Consider the following 21121-nt stretch of genomic DNA (forward strand, 5'->3'; position numbering starts at 1 on the left):
GCTGCAATGCGTCGTCAATGTCGCGAGAGGGGCCGATGAGGTGGGAGGCTGGAACAATGACCCGTTCCGGGCTCGTTAGGGCTGCTTCCTTCCGGACCTGACCCGGTTGGCGAGTGGATCGTCCACCACCAACCTCCCGCTTTCCATATCGGCAATTGCGCGACGAAATGCAAGTGCGCCGCAGAAATCGCAAAAATATGGAATTGGCGCACCAAAGCGTGAGGGGCGCAATGATTCGCTTGCAGCCCCCCTGCCGCCGCTCTAGCGTTCCTGCGTTTGAGGAAAACAAGAAAAGCAAGGGAAACGCCGATGCTGCCGGGCCTGAAGGCCGGATTCACGCTGGACGCACGGCTGGAGGCGGACAGCGAGCAGTTGATGTGGCTTGGGCTGTGCGAGCTGCGGGTGATGAACGACCGCCGCTGGCCCTGGTTGCTGCTGGTGCCGCAGCGCCCCGGCGCGGAGGAAATCCACGACATGACGCCGCTTGACCAGGCGATGCTGACCTTCGAGACCAATATGGTGGCGCAGGCGCTGAAGAAAGCGACCGGCTGCACCAAGATCAACACCGGCGCGCTCGGCAACATCGTGCGCCAGTTGCACATCCATGTCATCGCGCGTTCTGAAGGCGATCCCGGCTGGCCAGGTCCTGTGTGGGGACATGGCCTGCGAGAGCCCTATCAGCGTTCCGACTTGCGACGGTTTGCCGAAACGATCAAGGCGGCGCTATAAGCGTTCCCCGTGTCCATCCCTCAACATATTCCAGAGTCCCCATGAGCTTCCGCCTGTTTGACGCGCCTTTGCGCGAGCCGAGCCAGTTCGTCGGCTTCGCCGGCAACACGATCGACCGGCAGTCCGAGAACCGCGCCGACGATTCGGTCGACAAGGCGCTGGCCGATCCGGCGACGCGGCTGCTTCTGATGCATGGCGGCCGGCTCTATCTGAAGCTCGGCGATGGCGGCGCTCTCGATCCCTGGTTCGGTGCGACCGAGAGCGAGCCCTTCAAGGTTTCCCTGGCGCAAGGCATCCTGCTCGGTTTTTCCGAACGAGGACCGGTGCTGGCCGTGCCCGCCGGCGTCGAACCCGAACAGCTTCCGGAAACAGTCAAGGCCATCGACTACCGCTCGGTCTACATGCAAGGGCTGATCGACGAGGCGGCGGCCGGCGCGATGGCGCAAGGGGCGGCTTTGCTCGCCTGGCATGCGAGCCATCGCTTCTGCAGCAAATGCGGCACGGAATCGCAGATGCGGGCCGGCGGCTACAAGCGGCATTGCCCGAATTGCGGCACCGAACATTTTCCGCGCACCGACCCGGTGGCGATCATGCTGACGGCGACGCGGGAGAAGTGCCTGCTCGGGCGCGGCCGTCATTTCGCGCCGGGCATGTATTCGGCCCTCGCCGGCTTCATCGAGCCGGGCGAGACGATCGAAGCGGCGGTGCGCCGCGAGACGCTGGAGGAGGCCGGCATCCGGCTTGGCCGCGTCGTCTACCACGCCAGCCAGCCCTGGCCGTTCCCCTATTCGCTGATGATCGGCTGCTTCGGCGAGCCGCTCAATGACGATATCCAGGCCGACCTCAACGAGCTTGAGGACTGCCGCTGGTTTTTTCGCGACGAGGTGCGCCGGATGCTGGAAAGGACGCACCAGGACAATCTGATCACGCCGCCGAAAGGCGCCATTGCGCATCACCTCATCCGCGCCTGGGTCGATTCAGAATGATGGCAGCGAACACCTAAAGACATTGCAGGAGCAGGACATGATCCGTCACACCGTCGTTTTCACGCTGAAGCATCCGCCGCATTCGCTGGAGGAAAAGCGGTTCCTGGTCGACGCCAAGAGGATCCTCACCGCGATCAGGGGCGTCACGCATTTCGAGCAATTGCGGCAGATCAGCCCCAAGAACGATTATCATTTCGGCTTCTCGATGGAGTTCGCCGACCAGGCCGCCTACACCAGGTACAACGACCATCCAGACCATGTCGCCTTCGTGCGCGACCGCTGGGTGCCGGAGGTCGAGACGTTCATGGAGATCGACTATGTGCCGCTGGGCGCGGTGATCTAGTCCGCAACCTTCCACTGCTCACGCGACTCGCTGGCCGGATAGACGCCGAGAATGCGCACTTCGCGCGAGAAGAAACGAAGCTCGTCCAGCGCCAGCTTGACCAGCGGGTCGTCGGGGTGGCCCTCGATGTCGGCGTAAAACAGCGTCGCCGTGAAAGCGCCCAGCTGGTAGCTCTCCAGCTTGGTCATGTTGATGCCGTTGGTGGCGAAGCCGCCCATCGCCTTGTAGAGCGCGGCCGGCACGTTGCGGACGCGGAAGATGAAGGTCGTCATCATCTTGACGTCGGGCGAAGGACGCTCGGCCCATTGCTTGTTCTTGGTCAGGACGACAAAGCGGGTGACGTTTGAGTCGGTGTCCTCGACGTTTTGCTCGATGATATCGAGCCCGTAGAGGGTCGCGGCCAGGGCCGGCGACAGCGCCGCCATGCTGCGGTCCTTGACCTCGGAGACCATTTTGGCGGCGCCGGCCGTGTCGCCGGCGACGATCGCCTTCCAACCGTTCTTGCGAACGTATTTGCGGCACTGGCCAAGCGCATGGATGTGGCTGTGCACCGTCTTGATCTCGTCGCGCTTGACGCCTGGCAGCACCATCAGCTGGAAATGGATCGGCAGGAAATATTCGCCGACGATGTGCAGCTTCGATTCCGGCAGGAGATGATGGATATCGGCGACGCGCCCGGCAATGGTGTTCTCGATCGGGATCATGGCGAGGTCGGCCTTGTTGGTCTCGACCGCGTTGAAGGCATCCTCGAAGGTCGGGCAGGGCAACGGCTCCATCGAAGGGAACATGTTGCGGCTGGCGGTGTCGGAATTGGCGCCCGGTTCGCCCTGGAAGGATATTCTGTTGGTCTTTTCAGGCATGCCGATATCTCAGGTTGAAAGGATTGTTCTGGCGCGTTCGAGGTCTTCAGGCGTGTCGACGCCGAGCGGCAGCGACTGGACGACCTCGGCGTCGATGCGCATGCCGGCTTCCAGCGCCCGCAACTGTTCCAGCCGCTCGCGCCGTTCGAGCGGCGACGGCTTGAGCGCGACGAAACGCTCGAGTGCTTCGCGGCGATAGGCGTAGAGGCCGACATGATGGTAGAGCGGCCCCTCGCCCCAAGGCGCCGTGGCACGGGTGAAATAGAGCGCCCTCAGCCTGCTGCCGGAAAGCGGCGAGCCGACGATCTTGACGACATTGGGATTGGTCTTTTCCTCATCGCGGACGATCTCGACGCCGAGCGTGGCGATATCCACCGCACTGTCCTCGAAAGGCCTGAGCGACGCGGCGATGATCCGGGGATCGATGGTCGGCAGGTCGCCCTGCACATTGACGATGGTTTCGACCTTGCGCCCGGGGTCGAGCGCGACCAGCGCCTCGTGGATGCGGTCGGAGCCGGATTCGTGATCCATGCGCGTCATCACGGCCTCGAAACCGTGCGCGCGCACCGCTTGCGCCACGCTTTGCGTGTCGGTCGCCACCACCACCCGGCCAAGGCCGGCTTCGGCGGCGCGGCGGGCGACATGGACGATCATCGGGGCGCCGGCGATGTCGGCCAGCGGCTTGCCCGGCAGGCGGGTCGAAGCCATGCGGGCCGGGATCAGGATCAGCGTGGACATTTCGGGTGCAAGGCGTCTCGAAAGAGGACAGGGAAAGTGGCAAAAGGTCTCACTGGAAGCGCCCTTATAGGTGTTGCAACGCCGCAGCAAAAGACCTAGTTTCCGCCCGATTTGACCGCCCTGGCAGGACGGTCACGATACCGACGGACGGAGTGGACGGTTCTGTCCGCCGGAAAAGGGAGCAAGGGGCGTATGGATTCCAACGAAGTCAACAAGCTGCTCGCCGGATTGCTCGGAACCGTTTTCGTCGTCTTCTCGGTCGGCATTGTGTCCGATGCGCTGTTTGCGTCGCCGGCGCCGGAAAAGCCTGGTTTCGCCATCGAGGCCGCCGAGCCCGCCGAAGGCGGTCCGGCCGCGCCTGCCGCGGCGGCCAAGCCGATCGCCGACCTGCTGGCGACCGCCAATGTCGAGCAGGGTGCTGCCGTCTTCAAGAAGTGCCAGGCCTGCCATTCCGGCGAAAAGGGCGGCCCCAACAAGGTCGGCCCGGACCTGTGGGACCTCGTCGACCGCCCGGTCGCCGAGCATGAAGGCTTTGCCTATTCGGCCGGCATGAAGGAATTCTCCAAGGGCGGCACCGAGAAGTGGACCTACGACAACATCAACCACTTCATCACCTCGCCGAAGAAATTCGTGAAAGGCACCGCCATGGGCTTCGCCGGCCTGCCCAAGGACGAGGACCGCGCCAACGTCATCGCCTATCTGCGCACGCTGTCCGACAATCCCAAGCCGCTGCCGGCACCAGGGGCTGCCGCCGATGCAGGCGCCAAGCCTGCCGATGCAGCCGCTCCGGCAAAGCCGGCTGAGGGTGCCGCGCCGGCCGCTCCCGCCGCCCCGGCTCCGGCCGCACCGGCACCGGCGCCTGCCCAATAATTTCGATATCATCTCGACGACCTTGAAAAAGCCGGGTTCAGCCCGGCTTTTTTATTGGGAAAACCGCATAGGCGGCGACAAAGCCGCGCATGACGGTTTTCACGAGCGCCAAATCATCTAGATTGCCCATGAACGGGCATCGCGAAGAGGATAGTGCATGACGGTTGGCCGAACGCTTCTCAAGTCGTTGCTGGCGGCAGCCCTTCTGGCGGCGGGATTGCAGGCTGCCCGCGCCGACGAATGGCGCACCACCTCATCGCTGATCGGCGAGTCCAAATACGGCGCCAATTTCCAGCACTACGACTACGTCAATCCGAACGCGCCCAAGGGCGGCACGCTGAATTCGGTGGTGCCAGGCACATTCGACAGTTTCAATCCCTATGTCGTCCAGGGATCACCGGCCGCCGGCCTGGTCGGGTTCGGCGGCGGCCTGCTCTACGACACGCTGATGGAGCAGGCGACCGATGAAGGCAGCACCAGCCATCCGCTGATCGCCGATGCCTACAAATATCCTGATGACTATTCCTCCGCGACTTACCGGCTCGATCCGCGCGCCAAATGGCATGACGGCCAGCCGATCACCGTCGATGACGTGATCTGGTCGTTCCAGGTGCTCAAGGCCAACAGCCCGCAATACAGCCGCTATTTCGAGAATGTCACCGATGCGGTGGCGATTTCGAACCGCGAGGTGGAGTTCCATTTCAACCAGAAGGGCAATCGCGAACTGCCCAAGATCATCGGCGACCTCGCAGTGCTGCCGAAACATTGGTGGGAAGGCGCCGATGCCAACGGCAAGAAACGCGACGTGACCAAGCCGACCCTGGAAATCCCGCTCGGTTCGGCGGCCTACAAGATCGCCAGCTTCAAGCCGGGCTCGGAGATCATCTGGCAGCGTGTGCCGGACTACTGGGCGGCCAAGCTGCCGGTGAAGATCGGCCGCGAGAACTTCGACACCCGACGCTACACCTATATCCTCGACGACAATGCTGCCTGGCTCGCCTTCACCAAAGGCGGGCTGGAAGACATCAACCGCGAATACAGTTCGCGTAAGTGGGCGACGGCTTACAATTTCCCGGCATTCCAGGCCGGCGATGTCATCAAGAAGGATTTCCAGACCCAGGCGCCGCAACCGATGCAGGGTTTCGTCCTCAACCAGCGGCGGCCGCTGTTCCAGGACCGGCTGGTGCGTGAGGCGCTGACCATCCCATTCGATTTCGAGAGCATGAACCGCACCCTGTTCTTCGGCTTCAACACCCGTACATCGAGCTATTTCCAGGGCACAGAACTGGCGTCGAGCGGACTGCCGCAAGGCAAGGAACTGGAGATCCTGGAAAAATACCGCGACAAGCTGCCGCCCGAACTTTTCACCCAGGAATTCAAGCTGCCGGTCTACGATTCGCCGCAGGCGGAACGGAAGTACCTGAAACAGGCAGTCGATCTCTTCGCCAAGGCGGGCTGGGTGATCAAGGGCGGCAAGATGGTCAATGCCAAGACCGGCGCGCCGTTCAAGTTCGAGATCCTCGGCTGGAACGACACTGACCAGGTGATCGCCAGTCCCTACATCGCCAATCTGCGCAAGATCGGTGTCGATGCCACTTTGCGCATCATCGACCAGACGCAGTACATCAACCGCGTCAACAATTTTGATTTCGATGTCGTCACAGGCATCCTCCAGCAGTCGGAATCGCCGGGCAACGAGCAACGCGACTTCTGGAGCTCGAAAGCTGCCGATTCGCCCGGTTCGCGCAATCTGATGGGCATCAAGGATCCGACCATCGACGCGCTGGTCGATCGCATCATCTTCGCCACCGATCGCGACGATCTCGTCGCCGCCACCCATGCGCTCGACCGCATCCTGCTGTGGAACTTCTATGTCTTGCCGCAATATCACCGGTCGGCGGTGTGGCTGGCCTATTGGGACAAGTTCAAATTCCCCGACAAGCAGCCCGCCTATGTCGGTGCCGACATCGATTCCTGGTGGATCGACCCGGACAAGGAGAGGGCGCTGGCGGCCAAATACAAGGGCGGCAATTGATGGCGGCCCTTGCCCGCCGCGACTTTCTCGCCCTGGGCAGTGCCGCGGCAGCCGCTGCCCTGTTGCCGGGCCGGGCCTTCGCCGGCATTGCGACCGGCATCAAGCTGCATGGCCTGTCGGCCTTCGGCGACCTCAAGTACAAGCCCGATTTCGCGCATTTCGACTACGTCAATCCGGACGCGCCCAAGGGCGGCCAGATGAATTTCGCGCCGCCGAACGCAACCCTCAATCAGAGCTTCCTGACCTTCAACACGTTGAATTTCCTGGTTTTGAAGGGGGAGGCGCCGCCGCGCGCCGAACTCTGTTTCGATTCGCTGATGACAAGCGCGCTCGATGAGCCGGATGCAGTCTATGGCCTGCTTGCCGAAACCGTTACCCTGTCGCCGGACCGCAACGGTTTCCGCTTCGTGCTGCGACCGCAAGCGCGTTTCCACGACGGCTCGCCGCTGACCGCGCAAGACGTTGTCTTTGCGCTGAAGCTCTATAAGGACAAGGGCCATCCGAACCTTTCCCAGGCGTTGCGGTACATGACCGACGTGGTTGCGGTCGATCCCACCACCGTCGATCTCACCCTCAACGGCAAGCAGTCGGCGCAAAACGTCCTTGCGATCGTGGGGATGCCTATCGTCTCCAAGGCCTTTTACACGGCCAATGATTTCGATGCTTCGACCATGACGCCGCCGCTTGGCTCGGGACCCTACAAGATTGGACGCGTGGCGGCCGGACAGACGGTCGAATATGACCGCGTCGCCGACTATTGGGGCCGCGATCTCCCGGTGAACCGCGGCCTCTACAATTTCGACCGCATCCGCATCGACTTCTATCTTGACCGGCAGGCGGCATTCGAGGCCTTCAAGAAAGGCGACACGCATTTTCGCGAGGAATTCACCTCACGGGTATGGGCGACCGGATACGACTTTCCGGCGCTGAAGGACGGCAAGGTCCTCAAACGGGAATTTCCCGGCGAGAAGACGCCAGACATGCAGAGCGTCGCGCTGAACCAGCGTCGTCCGCAATTCCGCGATGAGCGGGTGCGGCGGGCGATCGCCAGATGTTTCGATTTCGAATGGATGAAGCGGGCCTTGTTTTACGGCTCCTACGAGCGTTCTCAATCGAACTTCGAACGATCGGATTACAAGGCCGAAGGCCTGCCCTCGCCTGACGAATTGGCCCTGCTGGAGCCATTCCGGGCCGAGTTGCCGCCAGAGGTTTTCGGTGAAGCGGTAACACAGCCCCTGTCCGACGGTTCGGGCCATGACCGCAAGCTGCTGGGCGAGGCTTCGAGATTGCTTGTGCAAGCCGGCTGGAAGCGCGACGGCAGTTTCGTCGTCAATGACAAGGGTGAGCCGCTGCGGGTCGAAATGCTGGCGGAGGACGATGGCATCGTTCGTATCTACACCCCGTGGTCGGAGAATATGAAGGCGATCGGGATCGACGCATCGATCCGGCAAATCGATTCGGCGCAGTATGAGCAGCGGCACAGCAATTACGACTTCGATCTTGCCTTGCTGCATTGGTCGATCGGGGCGACGCCGACTGACGACAGCCTGCAGATGCTCTATGATTCCCGCATGGCGAAAATCCCGGGGCAACGCAACTATCCGGGCACCGAAAGCAAGGCCATCGACGCCCTGATCGCGGCAGCAGCCAAGGCGAAAGACCGTATAGAACTCGTCACGGCGCTCAGAGCGCTCGACCGGGTCTTGCGCGCGCGGCTGGACTGGATTCCAACATACTATCTGGCGAATCACCGCGTCGCCTATTGGGACATGTTCGGCTTTGTCGAACAGAAGCCCGATTTCGGCTTTCCGGTCGAGACGCTGTGGTGGTTCGATAAGGGCAAGGCGGCAAGAATTGGCAAAGGCTGAGATGTTCGCTCAACGAGGGCAGAAGGCCTGATGGGCGCCTATATCCTGCGCCGCATCCTGTTGATGATCCCGACGCTGTTCGGCATCATGGCGATATCCTTCGCCGTCATCCAGTTCGCCCCCGGCGGTCCGGTCGAACAGGTCATCGCCCGGCTGACCAATCAGGGCGGCAGCGACCGCCTCGGCGGTGGTGGCGGCGACGCGGGTGCCGGCGGCAATTTCGATGCCGCCGGTGACGTCAGCTCGAAATATCGCGGTGCGCAGGGGCTCGATCCGGAATTCATCAAGAAGCTGGAAAAGCAGTTCGGCTTCGACAAGCCGCCGCTCGAGCGCTTCGGCATGATGCTGTGGAACTATGCCCGCTTCGATTTCGGCGACAGCTATTTCCGCGACATTTCGGTGCTCGACCTGATCCTGGAAAAAATGCCGGTGTCGATCTCGATCGGGCTGTGGATCACGCTGTTGTCCTATTTGATCTCGATCCCGCTCGGCATCCGCAAGGCTGTCAAGGACGGCACTCCCTTCGACGTCTGGACCAGCGGCGTCGTCATTGTCGGCTATGCCATTCCGGGCTTCCTGTTCGGCATCATGCTGATGGTGCTGTTTGCCGGCGGGTCTTTCTGGGACTGGTTTCCGTTGCGCGGCCTCACCTCGGACAATTGGGATCAATTGTCGTGGTGGGGAAAGATCGTCGACTATTTCTGGCACATGACATTGCCGCTGACCGCGCTGGTGCTGTCGGCCTTCGCCACCACGACGCTGCTGACCAAGAACTCGTTCCTCGAAGAAATCCGCAAACAGTATGTGGTGACGGCGCGGGCCAAGGGTCTGTCGGAACGGCAGGTGCTCTACGGCCACGTCTTCCGCAACGCCATGCTGATCGTCATCGCCGGGTTTCCCGGCGCCTTCATCTCGGCCTTCTTCACCGGCTCGCTGCTGATCGAGAACATCTTCTCCCTCGATGGCCTCGGTCTGCTCGGCTTCCGGTCGGTGGTCGAGCGCGACTATCCGGTGGTGTTCGCCAATCTCTACATCTTCTCGCTGCTCGGGCTGTTCGTCGGGCTCTTGTCCGACCTGCTCTACACCTGGGTCGATCCGCGCATCGATTTCGAGCGGAGAGACGTCTGATGTCGGAGGCTACAGTCCCCGTCGACGCGGCACCCGCGCGGATCAAGCGGCCGTTTCTGTCGCCGCTCAACAAGCGCCGCCTGCAGAACTTCAAAGCCAACCGCCGCGGCTACTGGTCGCTGTGGATCTTCCTCGTCCTGTTCGTGCTGTCGCTGTTTTCCGAGTTCATCGCCAACGACAAGCCGATCATCGCTTCCTACAAGGGCGAAATCCTGTTTCCGGTGTTGGTCGCCTACCCCGAGGAAAAATTCGGCGGCTTCTATGCCGTCACCGACTATCGCGATCCGGTCATCCAGGACGAGATCAACGCCAATGGCTGGATGATCTGGCCGCCGGTGCGCTACTCCTATCAGACGGTCAACAACGCTATTCCCGAAGCAGCACCGGCCAGGCCGTCGTGGCAGTATGACGCCAAGACACGCTGCAACCAGTATCCGCAGGGTGCTGCCGACCCCGCCTGCATCGTCGGCAACTGGAATTGGCTCGGCACCGACGACCAGGCGCGCGACGTGCTGGCGCGCGTCATCTACGGCTTCCGCATTTCGGTGCTGTTCGGCCTGATCCTGACCGCCGGCTCCGCCTTGATCGGCGTCGCGGCCGGCGCCGTGCAAGGCTATTTCGGCGGCTGGACGGATCTCTTGTTCCAGCGTTTCATCGAGATCTGGTCCGCCATCCCGGTGCTCTATCTCCTGCTCATCGTCGCCGCCATCCTGCCGCCGGGCTTCTTCATCCTGCTCGGCCTGATGCTGCTGTTTTCCTGGGTGGCGCTGGTCGGCGTGGTGCGGGCCGAGTTCCTGCGCGCCCGCAATTTCGAATATGTCAACGCGGCCCGGGCGCTCGGCGTGCCCAACCGCACCATCATGTTCCGGCACCTGTTGCCCAACGCCATGGTGGCGACACTGACCTTCATGCCCTTCCTGCTCTCGGGCTCGATCTCGACGCTGACCTCGCTCGACTATCTCGGTTTTGGCCTGCCGCCCGGCTCCGCCTCGCTTGGCGAGCTGCTGAAGCAGGCGCAGCGCAACCTCAATGCGCCGTGGCTCGGCATTTCCGGCTTCGTCGTCATCTCGCTGATGCTGTCGCTGCTGGTCTTCGTCGGCGAGGCGACGCGCGACGCCTTCGATCCGCGCAAGACGTTCCGATGAGCGAAGCCCCCTTGCTCAGCGTACAGGACCTCAGCGTCGCCTTCAGCCAGGGCGGCGGCCAGTCGACGGCGGTCGACCACATCTCGTTCGACATCGCCAAGGGCGAGACGGTGGCGCTGGTCGGCGAATCCGGCTCCGGCAAATCGGTCTCGGCGCTTTCGGTGCTGAAGCTTTTGCCCTATCCAAGCGCCAGCCACCCCTCGGGAAAGATCGTGTTCCAGGGCAACGACCTGCTGGCGATGGGCGAGAAGCAGTTGCGGCAGGTGCGCGGCAACAAGATCACCATGATCTTCCAGGAGCCGATGACCTCGCTCAATCCGCTGCACACGATCGAGCATCAAATCGTCGAGATCCTGAAGCTGCACCAAGGCATGGCCGACCGCCCCGCCAAGGAGCGCACGCTGGCCCTGCTCAACGAGGTTGGCATCCGCGATCCGCACAAGCGCCTCGATGCCTATCCACACCAGTTGTCCGGGGGCCAGCGCCAGCGCGTGATGATCGCCATGGCGCTGGCCAACGAGCCCGAACTTCTGATCGCCGACGAGCCGACGACGGCGCTCGACGTCACCGTTCAGGCGCAGATCCTCGAACTGCTGGCCGGCTTGAAGAGCCGCAAGGGCATGTCGATGCTGTTCATCACCCATGATCTCGGCATCGTGCGCAAGATTGCCGACCGCGTCTGCGTGATGACCAAGGGCAAGATCGTCGAGACCGGCCCGACCAAGGAGATCTTCGCCAATCCGCAGCATGCCTACACAAGGCATCTGCTGGCGGCCGAGCCGAAGGGCAAGCCGCCGGCCGCCAATGCCGACGCCAAGCCGGTCATGACCGGCAAGGACATAAAGGTCTGGTTCCCGATCAAGCAGGGCTTCTTCCGCCGCACCGTCGACAATGTGAAGGCAGTGGACGGCATCGATGTCACCGTGCGCGCCGGCCAGACGCTCGGCGTGGTCGGCGAATCCGGCTCCGGCAAGACGACGCTCGGCTTGGCGCTGGCGCGCATGATCTCGTCGACCGGCATGATCCAGTTCAACGGTCGCGACATCAACCAGCTGTCCTTCAATGCAATGCGGCCGCTCAGGCGCGAATTGCAGATCGTCTTCCAGGATCCGTTCGGCTCGCTCAGCCCGCGCATGTCGATCGCCGAGATCATCGAGGAAGGCCTCAAGATCCACGAGCCGAAGCTGTCGCCCGACGAGCGCGACGACAAGGTGGCCGCCGTGCTGAAGGAGGTTGGGCTCGATCCGGCGACCCGCAACCGCTACCCGCACGAGTTTTCCGGTGGCCAGCGCCAGCGCGTTGCCATCGCACGCGCCATGGTGCTCAACCCGCGCTTCGTCATGCTGGACGAGCCGACATCGGCACTCGACATGAGCGTGCAGGCGCAGGTCGTCGACCTGCTGCGCAGCCTGCAGGCCAAGCACGACCTCGCCTATCTCTTCATCAGCCATGATTTGAAAGTCATCCGCGCGCTCGCCAACGACGTCATCGTCATGCGCAATGGCAGGATCGTCGAAGCCGGCCCTTCCCAGCAGATTTTTGAAAATCCGCAAACCGACTATACTCGGGCGCTGATCTCGGCCGCCTTCAAGATCGAGACGGCACCGGTCGGCATCGTCAGCGAGTGATTTGCGTAAAGAGGGACTAAAGGACCGCAATGGAAAAAGGCCGCATCCTGCTTGCCGTCACCGGCTTTCATCCGCAGCGCTGGCGCGACCTGCTGTCGGCCGAACGCGAGGTGGTGCTGGAGCCGGACGGCGCCAGCGACCCCTCGATCACCTATGCCGTTGTATGGAAGCAGAAGCCGAACATCCTGGCGTCGCTGCCCAATCTGCGCGCCATCTTCTCGATCGGCGCCGGCGTCGACCATATCTTCGCCGATCCCGGCCTGCCCGACGTGCCGATCGTCAAAATCGTTGCCGACAACCTCACCCAGTACATGACGGAATATGTCGTCTGGCGGGTGCTCGACCATCACCGCCAGGGCCTGCTCTACCGGTCGCAGCAGTCGAAGAAGATCTGGCATGAGCCGCAGCAGAGGCCTGCCGGTGACATTTCGGTCGGCATCATGGGCCTCGGCAGTCTCGGCCGCGCCGCGGCCTCGGTGCTGCTCTCGCTCGGCTTTGCCGTCAATGGCTGGTCGCGCACCGACAAGGCCATGCAAGGCGTCGCGACCTATTCCGGCGAAGCTGGATTGATCCCCTTCCTCAAGGCAACCGACATCCTGGTGGTGCTTCTGCCGCTGACGCCGGAGACCAAGGGCATCATCAACTACGGCGTGCTGAAGGAGCTGCGGAAACGCAACGGCCTCGGCGGCTCGGTGCTGATCAATGCCGGGCGTGGCCGCCTGCAGAAGGATGCCGACATTTTGCGGGCGCTGGATGACGGCACGTTGAAGGAGGCAAGCCTCGACGTGTTCGAGGTCGAACCGCTGCCGAAGACCAGTCCGCTGTGGGGGCATCCGAAAGTGTTCGTGACGCCACATGCGGCGGCGACCTCCGATCCGGTGCATCTGGCGCCGATCATGCTGCGCCAGATGGACGCCTTCGAACGCGGCGAAAAGCTCGACAATCTGGTGGACCGCAAGGCGGGGTACTAGCTAGCCAGGCAGAGCGATCTTCTTCTGCTTCTCCGGCTGGCCGCAGTCGCGTCGGTCGATCGACCGGTTCATGGCATCGATCTCACCGCTCGCCTTGTCGGTATCGCGCTTGGCCTTGGAGCGCATGTCCGGCGTGAACGGGCCGAAGCCCATCGCCGGATTGGAGAAGGCCGGCTTGGCCTTGATCGGCAGGTTGTATTGCTGCGCCAAGCCATTGCGCTGCGCCAGCAACTGGTCGCACGGCACGTTGTCATATTGCAGGGACGACTGGATGTTCGCATCCTGCTGTTCCGACATCGAAGTGCCACCGACACAGCCGGCGGTCAGCAGGCAAGAGGCCAAGATCATCATGTTCCAGCGCATCGGCTATGCTCCTCCTGATATCCCGCCCTGACGCGAGCAGATGCCAAATATCAGTCGCGCATGCAAATCGGACTTTTTCACAGCAGGAATATTTGCGAGGCGGCGAGGCTGCCCCTCCGCAGGCGCGCGGCTGACGGAGCATCAAACGAAAAACCCGCCTGTCCGGCGGGTCACTGGCGCAAATCAGCACCATGGGCGAAAATGTACCATAGCTGAGGGCAGGGTGTCAAGAAAAAATTCCTATCGCACCCGACGAAAAGCTGCCGACACCGCCGACCGGCTGCCGTCAGGTCCTTTGTTCAGCTGAGTTCGGAGCCCTGGCCACAACGACCAACCCGTTGACGTGTTCCCCGCGATCCTGCCGGATCGCGGTTGGTTCCAGTGACAGGACCGAAAACCCGTTGGCGGCCAGCACGTCGAGCACATAGCGTTGCGCATGCGCATAGCGGCGTGACGGCAGCAGCGCGAAATCGCCATCGCCAGCCAGCGTCTCGACGGAAAACGCGAACAGGCCATCCGTGGCCAGCAGGCCGGCAATCGTCTTCACCACGCCGCCCAGCGCACCGACATAGATGAAAACATCGGCCACCGTCACCAGATCGGCTTTCGGACCGGCATAGGGAAAATCCCGCAGATCGGCCTTGTCGAGGAAATCGTAGACGCCCTTGGCCCGCGCCTTTCTCAGCATTTTGGCCGAAATGTCATACCCCTCCAGCCGGTCGGCGATCGGCCGCAGCCTCTGCCCCATCAGGCCTGTGCCGCAGCCGAGATCGAGCGCCAGCGCGAAGCGGCCCGGCCTTGCCGCTCGAATGGCCTGGTCGAGCATCCCAGGCAGGCGGTAACCCAGCCTGCCGACCAGGGACTCGTCGAAGCTCTCGGCATAATGGTCGAACAAGGTCTCGACGAAGGCGCTGGGGAGCGCATCGACCGCCGGCGCCTTGCCGATCAATTGCAGGTTCAGTGCAGCGCCTTGACGATCCGATGGATCGAGTTGCAACGACATCGTCCACGCCTGTGCGGCCAGATCCGCCGCGCCCGCCGCCTGCTGCATCTCGCCGAGGCGAAACCAGCCCATCGCCCATTGCGGCGTTATTTCCAGCGCACCGAGCAGCAATTCCGCCGCCGCCGCATGATCGCCATCAGCGTGCAGCATCTCGGCATAGTCGGCGCGGCGATCGGCGTTCAAGTCGCCTGACGAGGCCTGAAGCGGTTTCATGGCGGCGGGTCCTGCCGGCGGATCGAGCCGGCGGTGCTCTATGCGGGAGTCAGCAGTGACTTACAACAGGCTTCCCGCCGCGGAATTATATCCTATCTTGGAGACCATGCGCACCAGTGTTCTGCTTCACCCCCGGCCCGAGGGCCTCTATTGCCCGCCGGGCGATTTCTTCATCGACCCGGTGCGGCCGGTCAACCGGGCACTGATCACGCATGGCCATTCCGACCACGCGCGTTCCGGCCACCGCTCGGTGCTGGCGACGCAGCAGACGCTCGACATTATGGGGCTGCGCTACGGTGAGGATTTCGCTGGAACAACACAAGCGGCAAGGCTCGGCGAGACGATTGCCCTCGATGGCGTCAGCGTCAGCTTCCATCCGGCCGGCCATGTGCTGGGCTCGGCGCAGATAGCGGTCGAGCATCAGGGCACGCGCATCGTCGCTTCCGGCGACTACAAGCGGCAGAGGGACGCGACCTGCGCGCCATTCGAGCCGATCCCGTGCGATGTGTTCATCACCGAAGCGACGTTCGGCCTGCCGGTGTTTCGCCATCCCCCGGACACCGAAGAAATCGCCCGCCTGCTGAAATCGGCCGCGCAGTTCCCCGAACGCTCGCATCTGGTCGGCGCCTATGCGCTGGGCAAGGCGCAACGGGTGATGCGGCTGTTGCGCGACGCCGGCTACGACAGGCCGCTCTACATCCATGGCGCGCTGGCCAAACTCAGTGAGTACTACCAGAGCCAAGGCATCGATCTCGGCACCCTCGAACCGGCGACCGTCGAAAGCGGCGGCAAGGATGATTTTGCCGGCGCCATCGTCGTCGGCCCGCCTTCGGCCTTCGCGGATCGCTGGGCGCGGCGGTTTCCCGATCCGATCTCGTGCTTTGCGTCAGGCTGGATGCGCATCCGCCAGCGCGCCAAGCAGGGCGGCGTCGAACTGCCGCTGATCATCTCGGACCATGCCGACTGGGATGAGCTGACCGCCACCATCAAGGAGACCGGAGCCGAAGAGGTCTGGGTGACGCATGGCCGCGAGGAGGCGCTGGTCCGCTGGTGCGAGCTCAAAGGCATCGCGGCGCGGCCGCTGCACCTGGTGGGGTACGAGGACGAGGGCGATTGAAGCCATGAACCGCTTCGCCGAACTTCTCGACCGCCTGGTGCTGACGCCGTCGCGCAACGGCAAGCTGACCTTGCTGACCGACTATTTCCGCAGCGTCGAGGATCCCGATCGCGGCCTGGCGCTGGCTGCCATCACTGGCGATCTCCACATCGCCGCGGTCAAGCCGGCGATGCTGCGCATGCTCGTCACCGAGCGCATGGATCCGGTGCTGTTCGGCTATTCCTACGACTATGTCGGCGATCTCGCCGAAACGGTGTCGCTGGTCTGGCCGCAAACGCCCGGAAACATCCCGAACCGCGAGCCGACGCTTGGCGAGGTCGTCGCCAAGCTGCAGGCGGCAAGCCGCTCCGACGGACCGAAGGTGCTGGCAGGGCTGCTCGACAGCGCCGGCATCTCGGCACGCTTTGCCATCATCAAGCTGGTCACCGGCGGCCTGCGCATCGGCGTGTCGGCGCGTCTGGCCAAACAGGCGCTGGCGGATTTCGGCAAGGTCGAGGTCGCGGAGATCGAGGAGCTCTGGCACGGGCTGTCACCGCCTTACACAGCGTTGTTCGCCTGGCTGGAAGGCAAGGCCGAAAAGCCCAGGAACACGGCGTTGGCATTGTTTCGCCCGGTGATGCTGTCGAACCCGGTCGGCGACGGCGATCTCGAAAAGCTCGATCCGGCCGATTATGCCGCCGAATGGAAATGGGACGGCATCCGTGTCCAGGCGGTGGCGGAGGGCGGCATCCGCCGGCTCTATTCGCGCACCGGCGATGACGTTTCGGGCGCCTTTCCGGACCTCGCCGAGGCCATGCATTTTTCCGCAACGCTGGACGGCGAACTGCTTGTCGGCGATCCCCGGGAGGCGACGGGAACCTTCTCCGATCTGCAGCAACGGCTGAATCGCAAGACGGTGGCACCGAAGATGCAGCAGCAATACCCGGCCTTCATGCGCTGCTACGATCTGCTCCAGGTCGGCGGCGAGGAATTGCGCGCGCTGCCGTTTCGCGAACGGCGCGGCCGGCTGGAAAGCTTTGTCGCGACACTCGACCCGAGCCGTTTCGATCTGTCGCCATTCGTCGACTTCACGGACTGGCAAACGCTGGAGGAACTGCGCCGGGCGCCGCCGCATCCGATCATCGAAGGCGTCATGCTGAAGCGCTGGGACTCAGCCTATGTCGCCGGCCGGCCGAAAGGTCCGTGGTTCAAGTGGAAACGCGATCCGCACACAGTGGACGCGGTGCTGATGTATGCGCAGCGCGGCCACGGCAAGCGGTCGAGCTTCTATTCCGACTATACGTTCGGTGTCTGGACAGGTGCCGAAGGCGAAGAGGAACTGGTACCGGTCGGCAAGGCCTATTTCGGCTTCACCGACGAGGAACTGAAGCAGATCGACAAATATGTCCGCGACAACACGATCGAGCGTTTCGGGCCGGTGCGCTCGGTGCGGGCCGACCGCGACAACGGCCTGGTGCTGGAAGTCGCCTTCGAAGGACTGAACCGCTCGACCCGGCACAAATCCGGCGTCGCCATGCGCTTTCCCCGCATTTCGCGATTGCGCTGGGACAAGCCGGCCAACGAGGCCGACCGCATCGAAACGCTGCAGGCGCTGCTCGACCGATAATTCGCGCGGTGCGGGGTTCGCTATGGCTCGATCGAAACGCGGATTTCGTAGATGTCGGCGGCCTTGCCCTGCTTGTCGAAGTCGGAATTGATGGCAATGGTGCCGGCCGAGCCCGGATGCTTGTCGGGAAACTGCACGTCGAACAGATATTCGTTCTGCTGCTGGCCGACCGCATAGCGCTTGCGGCCGCAGTCGCCGAGTTCGCCGAAATTGCAGTCGACCGAAATCTGCGTCTCCTTGCCTTCTTCGGAGCGGGCAATGATGTCGAACACGGCATGTTTGCCGGCCAGTTTCTCCAGCACGCCTTGTCCAACGTCGAAGCTGATCGCCGAACCGGACGCGCCGGAACGGATGCGCAGGAACGAACCGGTATCGTCCTTCATCACCTCGGCCCTGGCGTCCGATGGCGCACTGACATGCGATGCATCGGCCGGCGAAAACACATTGATCCAGTCGCGCGACTGGTCGGCGGCGCCGGGTTTTGCCGGACCGCCGTCGGCCGGTGTGAAATCGTCGTCCTCGACGGTCGGCGGCGCTTCAGGCGGTGCGGTGTCGAGTTGCGCGGATGTCTTGAACACGCCGGTCTGCACGGCGAAGAACAGGCCGATGCCAACTGCTGCCAGCAGTGTCACGGTCAGGAAGATGGCGGTCAGCGGCAGGCGACGCCCTCTTATGCGTCTTTCATCGCGGTCGGGCGCCACTTCCGTGGTCGCGCCGGCCGCGGCCGGAACCGACATGTCGATGGCCGGAGCATCGGGAAGCGAGGCGTCCGGCATGATGTCGGGAACGACGGGCAGGACGCGCGAGCGCGGCGCATCGGCAGCGGATTGCACGGGGCCGTCGACGACGACATCGGGGGACGATGCCTGTCGGCCGGTTTCGACCGCGGGCGCCGAGTCCGCTCCGAGTTCGACCGCCGGTGCATCGCCCTGCGGGCCGACATCCGGCACCGCCGGCAGGAACTCGGATTCGATTTCGGTGATTTTCGCCTGGATTGCCTTGCGGCGCTTGATGGCGACCTCAACGGTCACACCGGGATTGGCCTGGAGCGCGCGATCAAGCGCGGCAAAAGCCGAGCGATAGACCCTCTCGCGGAACGCGCGGTCCTCGGCATTGCCTTTCTCCAAGGCGTTCCGGATCGCTTTTTCGATCGCGTCCAAGCGGGTCCCTCTGTCTTTGCCAACCTTGCCGTGATCGTTAGCCGCAGGCGACCAATCAATCAACGGGCGAGCGGCGCATTCTGCCTCGCGGAGGTATGCAAAGTCCATTCCGGCGCTGTTCCGGCAACAAAATCAGCATGTTTCACCAATCTTCACGCGCGGGGAGCGCACGCACCATGCGCCGCATCCCCTTGACGATTGATTGGCGGACAAGGCGGCGGCCGGCTTTCGAGGGTGCCATGACGCCGCCGCAGGAATTGCCAAGTCGCATCTTGAATTCGCGCCCGGTTGCGTCTATCACCGCCGCATCTTGGAGGCGTTGGCTTCCCGGGCCGCTTTAGCTCAGTTGGTAGAGCACCGCATTCGTAATGCGGGGGTCGCGTGTTCGAGTCACGCAAGCGGCACCATTCACTTGTTCACAGCCGTCCATTCGTTGGGGGCCGCCCCCCCCAACATCTCACGACCTAGATGGGACGGCTGACGTGCCTCGGGACTGCTTGAAGTCGGTGGGAGTAAGGCCAGTTTGGCGCTTGAAGGCGCGGCTGAAGTGTCCCGCATTGCTGAAGCCACAGCGGAATCCAATCTCGCCCATGTTTAGGTCGCTAACCTCGAGGAGCGTCTTTGCGTATTGCACGCGTATCGCGAGATATGCCGACAGTGGGCTCCTACCGATTTCAGCAAAAAACAACCGTTCAAGCTGTCGTCTCGAAACGCTGAGCGACCCTGCAATGTCGCTGACAGCCAACGTTTCTTGGACGTTGCTCTCCATGAGAAGGAGGGCACGCCTCAGTTGTCTACTTTCGGCGTTTGGGAAAAGATCTCCAACGGGCTGGACGTCGCGGGTCGTCCTGACCCGATCAAGAATAAGGATCTTGGCAGCTTTCTCGCTGGCTTTCTTACCAATGGACTCTGCCACAAAATGACCAGCAAGGTCCGCCGCTCCGACACCGCCAGCGCAGGTTGCGCGGCTTCTGTCGACGGAGAACAGGCTATCCGCATGTGCCAAGACTTGCGGGAACATGGTACGGAAATCTTTGACGTGGAGCCAGCTCACGGACACGTTGTAGCCGTCCAGCAATCCATATCGAGCGAGTACGAAACTGGCTGTGCAGAGCGCCGTCAATCGAACTCCGCGCGATGCGGCTTTTAGCAGGAAGGCTTCCTTCTGGCTTCCAAGAGTATCGCCCGTGTTCAGAAGCCCGCCAACGACAACGATATCGTCGTATTCCTCCGGGTGCTGGAGTTCTCTCGTCGGCATCACTTCGATGCCGCAACTTGCGCGGATAGGCAAACCACGCTCGCCAACCACTTGCCAGTCGAACTCTACTCTTCGACTCCGATCATCCTCGTCGCCCGCAAGCCGCAGCGTGTCGACGAAAAGCGCAAACGGCGAAAGCGTAAAATGGCGCGTCAGCAGAAACGCAAACTTTCTGGCCATCTCTCGTCATCACCGGTTAGATCGGAGAACTACTGCAGCGTATCGAAAAGTGCCGCGACGATCATTTCAGGCGCATCTTCCTGGACGAGATGACCTGCTTGAGGCACGGCCGTCATCACCCCGTTGGTGAGCTTCTCGGACAATTTCTGTCCTTGCGCGATTGGGATCCACTCGTCTTCACGACCCCATAGAATTCGAACGGGAAAATTCATCGGCCTATAAAGCTTTTCGACTTCGTCGGTGAATTTTTGATCCATTTGGGCGATCTGTCGATAGAAGGCCGGCTTGCCTACGGGCCCAAGCCAAGGCTGCATATAGAGGTCCAGAGCTTCGCTGCGAAGGGTCTGGAACGCCGCGCCTTGCAGGTACGCTCGCAAGATCGATTCGTGAATGTAATCCGGGGCGCCGGCAAACGCGGCTTCATGCTTTCGCACATGCTGCACCAATGCGGAGCCCCAAGGGGCGACCGCCACAGGGTCGACCAACAACAGGCTACGATACCGCACATCGTTAAGATAGTGGGTGCGAAGTGCAGTCGAGCCGCCAAAATCATGACAAAGGACGTCAGGCTCCTTCACGCCCCACTCCTTCAACAGTGAGGCAAAAAGTTTGTTCTGCACGCCTAGCGACACATCCTGACCATCCGCCTTTGCGGATTGACCATATCCGAGGAGATCGAAGAAATAGACCGTCCGGCGTGAAGCTATGAGAGGCGCTATGCGGCGCCATACTTGTGACGAAAACGGCGTTCCATGAAGCATCACCAAGGGAGCGCCCTCCCCGATCCGGCCCCACGCAACGTCCTGGCCTTCAAAACGAAACGACTGATCTAGCTTCAGCATCGGTGCCTCTTGATAACCTCTATGATGATGATGATTGCGGAAATCGTGCCAAGGCGGAACGATCCCGAGCGACATAGC

General features: G+C 62.5%; 19 protein-coding genes, 1 tRNA gene and 1 other RNA gene. 13 read left to right on the forward strand and 8 right to left on the reverse strand.

Annotated features, from left to right (window positions below; translation table 11 throughout):
- Window positions 1–40: 40 nt before the first annotated feature.
- An RNA gene (gene ffs, locus MESCI_RS00295) (signal recognition particle sRNA small type) lies at window positions 41–137 on the reverse strand.
- 172 nt (window positions 138–309) lie between these two features.
- Between ffs and MESCI_RS00300 the strand changes: the two genes are divergently transcribed.
- From MESCI_RS00300 to MESCI_RS00310, 3 genes are read left to right on the forward strand one after another with little or no spacing between them, the layout of a single operon-like run.
- Entirely contained in the window at window positions 310–729 is a 420-nt protein-coding gene (locus MESCI_RS00300; RefSeq protein ID WP_013527933.1) for an HIT domain-containing protein, read from the forward strand.
- A 41-nt stretch (window positions 730–770) separates the two neighbouring features.
- Window positions 771–1715: an NAD(+) diphosphatase gene (nudC, locus tag MESCI_RS00305; protein ID WP_013527934.1), complete on the forward strand. Its 945-nt coding sequence runs from the start codon at window positions 771–773 to the stop codon at window positions 1713–1715.
- A gap of 37 nt (window positions 1716–1752) precedes the next feature.
- Window positions 1753–2058 (forward strand): Dabb family protein, encoded by a 306-nt coding sequence (locus MESCI_RS00310; RefSeq protein WP_013527935.1) that lies wholly within the window; start codon window positions 1753–1755, stop codon window positions 2056–2058.
- On the opposite strand, the gene MESCI_RS00315 is transcribed toward MESCI_RS00310, so the two are convergent.
- Window positions 2055–2918: a prephenate dehydratase gene (locus MESCI_RS00315; protein WP_013527936.1), complete on the reverse strand. Its 864-nt coding sequence runs from the start codon at window positions 2916–2918 to the stop codon at window positions 2055–2057. The two genes, MESCI_RS00310 and MESCI_RS00315, sit on opposite strands and share 4 nt — an antisense overlap.
- A gap of 9 nt (window positions 2919–2927) precedes the next feature.
- The gene (locus MESCI_RS00320; protein WP_013527937.1) at window positions 2928–3656 is read right to left on the reverse strand and encodes a 3-deoxy-manno-octulosonate cytidylyltransferase; all 729 of its coding nucleotides are present in this window, start codon (window positions 3654–3656) and stop codon (window positions 2928–2930) included.
- A 192-nt stretch (window positions 3657–3848) separates the two neighbouring features.
- Here MESCI_RS00320 and MESCI_RS00325 point away from each other — a divergent pair, with 192 nt between their 5' ends.
- From MESCI_RS00325 to MESCI_RS00355, 7 genes are all read left to right on the forward strand, one after another.
- Window positions 3849–4526, forward strand: a complete 678-nt coding sequence (locus tag MESCI_RS00325; protein ID WP_013527938.1) for a c-type cytochrome — start codon at window positions 3849–3851, stop codon at window positions 4524–4526.
- A gap of 157 nt (window positions 4527–4683) precedes the next feature.
- Complete coding sequence (locus MESCI_RS00330; protein WP_013527939.1) at window positions 4684–6561, forward strand: extracellular solute-binding protein; 1878 nt, start codon at window positions 4684–4686, stop codon at window positions 6559–6561.
- A complete protein-coding gene (locus tag MESCI_RS00335; RefSeq protein ID WP_013527940.1) occupies window positions 6561–8429 on the forward strand; it encodes an extracellular solute-binding protein in 1869 nt (622 codons plus the stop codon). Before MESCI_RS00330 ends, MESCI_RS00335 begins: the two co-directional genes overlap by 1 nt.
- Before the next feature lie 30 nt (window positions 8430–8459).
- Window positions 8460–9557, forward strand: a complete 1098-nt coding sequence (locus tag MESCI_RS00340) for a microcin C ABC transporter permease YejB (RefSeq protein ID WP_013527941.1) — start codon at window positions 8460–8462, stop codon at window positions 9555–9557.
- Window positions 9557–10702 (forward strand): ABC transporter permease, encoded by a 1146-nt coding sequence (locus tag MESCI_RS00345; RefSeq protein WP_013527942.1) that lies wholly within the window; start codon window positions 9557–9559, stop codon window positions 10700–10702. The genes MESCI_RS00340 and MESCI_RS00345 overlap by 1 nt, the downstream gene beginning before the upstream one ends.
- Window positions 10699–12330: an ABC transporter ATP-binding protein gene (locus MESCI_RS00350; RefSeq protein ID WP_013527943.1), complete on the forward strand. Its 1632-nt coding sequence runs from the start codon at window positions 10699–10701 to the stop codon at window positions 12328–12330. Before MESCI_RS00345 ends, MESCI_RS00350 begins: the two co-directional genes overlap by 4 nt.
- 29 nt (window positions 12331–12359) lie before the next feature.
- Complete coding sequence (locus tag MESCI_RS00355) at window positions 12360–13301, forward strand: 2-hydroxyacid dehydrogenase (protein ID WP_013527944.1); 942 nt, start codon at window positions 12360–12362, stop codon at window positions 13299–13301.
- Here the strand turns inward: MESCI_RS00355 and MESCI_RS00360 are convergent, their stop codons facing one another.
- Both MESCI_RS00360 and MESCI_RS00365 read right to left on the reverse strand, forming a co-directional pair.
- Window positions 13302–13664: a hypothetical protein gene (locus tag MESCI_RS00360; RefSeq protein ID WP_013527945.1), complete on the reverse strand. Its 363-nt coding sequence runs from the start codon at window positions 13662–13664 to the stop codon at window positions 13302–13304.
- A gap of 286 nt (window positions 13665–13950) precedes the next feature.
- Window positions 13951–14880 carry a class I SAM-dependent DNA methyltransferase gene (locus tag MESCI_RS00365; RefSeq protein WP_013527946.1) on the reverse strand — a complete coding sequence of 310 codons (930 nt, stop codon included), beginning with the start codon at window positions 14878–14880 and terminating at the stop codon, window positions 13951–13953.
- Window positions 14881–14986: 106 nt separating this feature from the next.
- On the opposite strand from MESCI_RS00365, the gene MESCI_RS00370 reads away from it, so the two are divergent.
- Both MESCI_RS00370 and MESCI_RS00375 read left to right on the forward strand, forming a co-directional pair.
- Window positions 14987–15997, forward strand: a complete 1011-nt coding sequence (locus tag MESCI_RS00370; RefSeq protein WP_013527947.1) for a ligase-associated DNA damage response exonuclease — start codon at window positions 14987–14989, stop codon at window positions 15995–15997.
- 4 nt (window positions 15998–16001) lie between these two features.
- Entirely contained in the window at window positions 16002–17603 is a 1602-nt protein-coding gene (locus MESCI_RS00375) for a cisplatin damage response ATP-dependent DNA ligase (protein WP_013527948.1), read from the forward strand.
- 20 nt (window positions 17604–17623) lie between these two features.
- Here the strand turns inward: MESCI_RS00375 and MESCI_RS00380 are convergent, their stop codons facing one another.
- Entirely contained in the window at window positions 17624–18763 is a 1140-nt protein-coding gene (locus tag MESCI_RS00380; RefSeq protein WP_164753685.1) for a hypothetical protein, read from the reverse strand.
- Between the two features lie 331 nt (window positions 18764–19094).
- Here MESCI_RS00380 and MESCI_RS00385 point away from each other — a divergent pair.
- A tRNA-Thr gene (locus tag MESCI_RS00385) sits at window positions 19095–19170 on the forward strand.
- 50 nt (window positions 19171–19220) lie between these two features.
- Here MESCI_RS00385 and MESCI_RS00390 read toward each other — a convergent pair.
- Entirely contained in the window at window positions 19221–20201 is a 981-nt protein-coding gene (locus MESCI_RS00390) for a GlxA family transcriptional regulator (RefSeq protein ID WP_013527950.1), read from the reverse strand.
- A 29-nt stretch (window positions 20202–20230) separates the two neighbouring features.
- Window positions 20231–21118, reverse strand: a complete 888-nt coding sequence (locus MESCI_RS00395; RefSeq protein WP_245268580.1) for an alpha/beta fold hydrolase — start codon at window positions 21116–21118, stop codon at window positions 20231–20233.
- Window positions 21119–21121: the final 3 nt, after the last annotated feature.

It is taken from the genome of Mesorhizobium ciceri biovar biserrulae WSM1271 (assembly GCF_000185905.1).
Classification (GTDB): Bacteria; Pseudomonadota; Alphaproteobacteria; order Rhizobiales; family Rhizobiaceae; genus Mesorhizobium; species Mesorhizobium ciceri.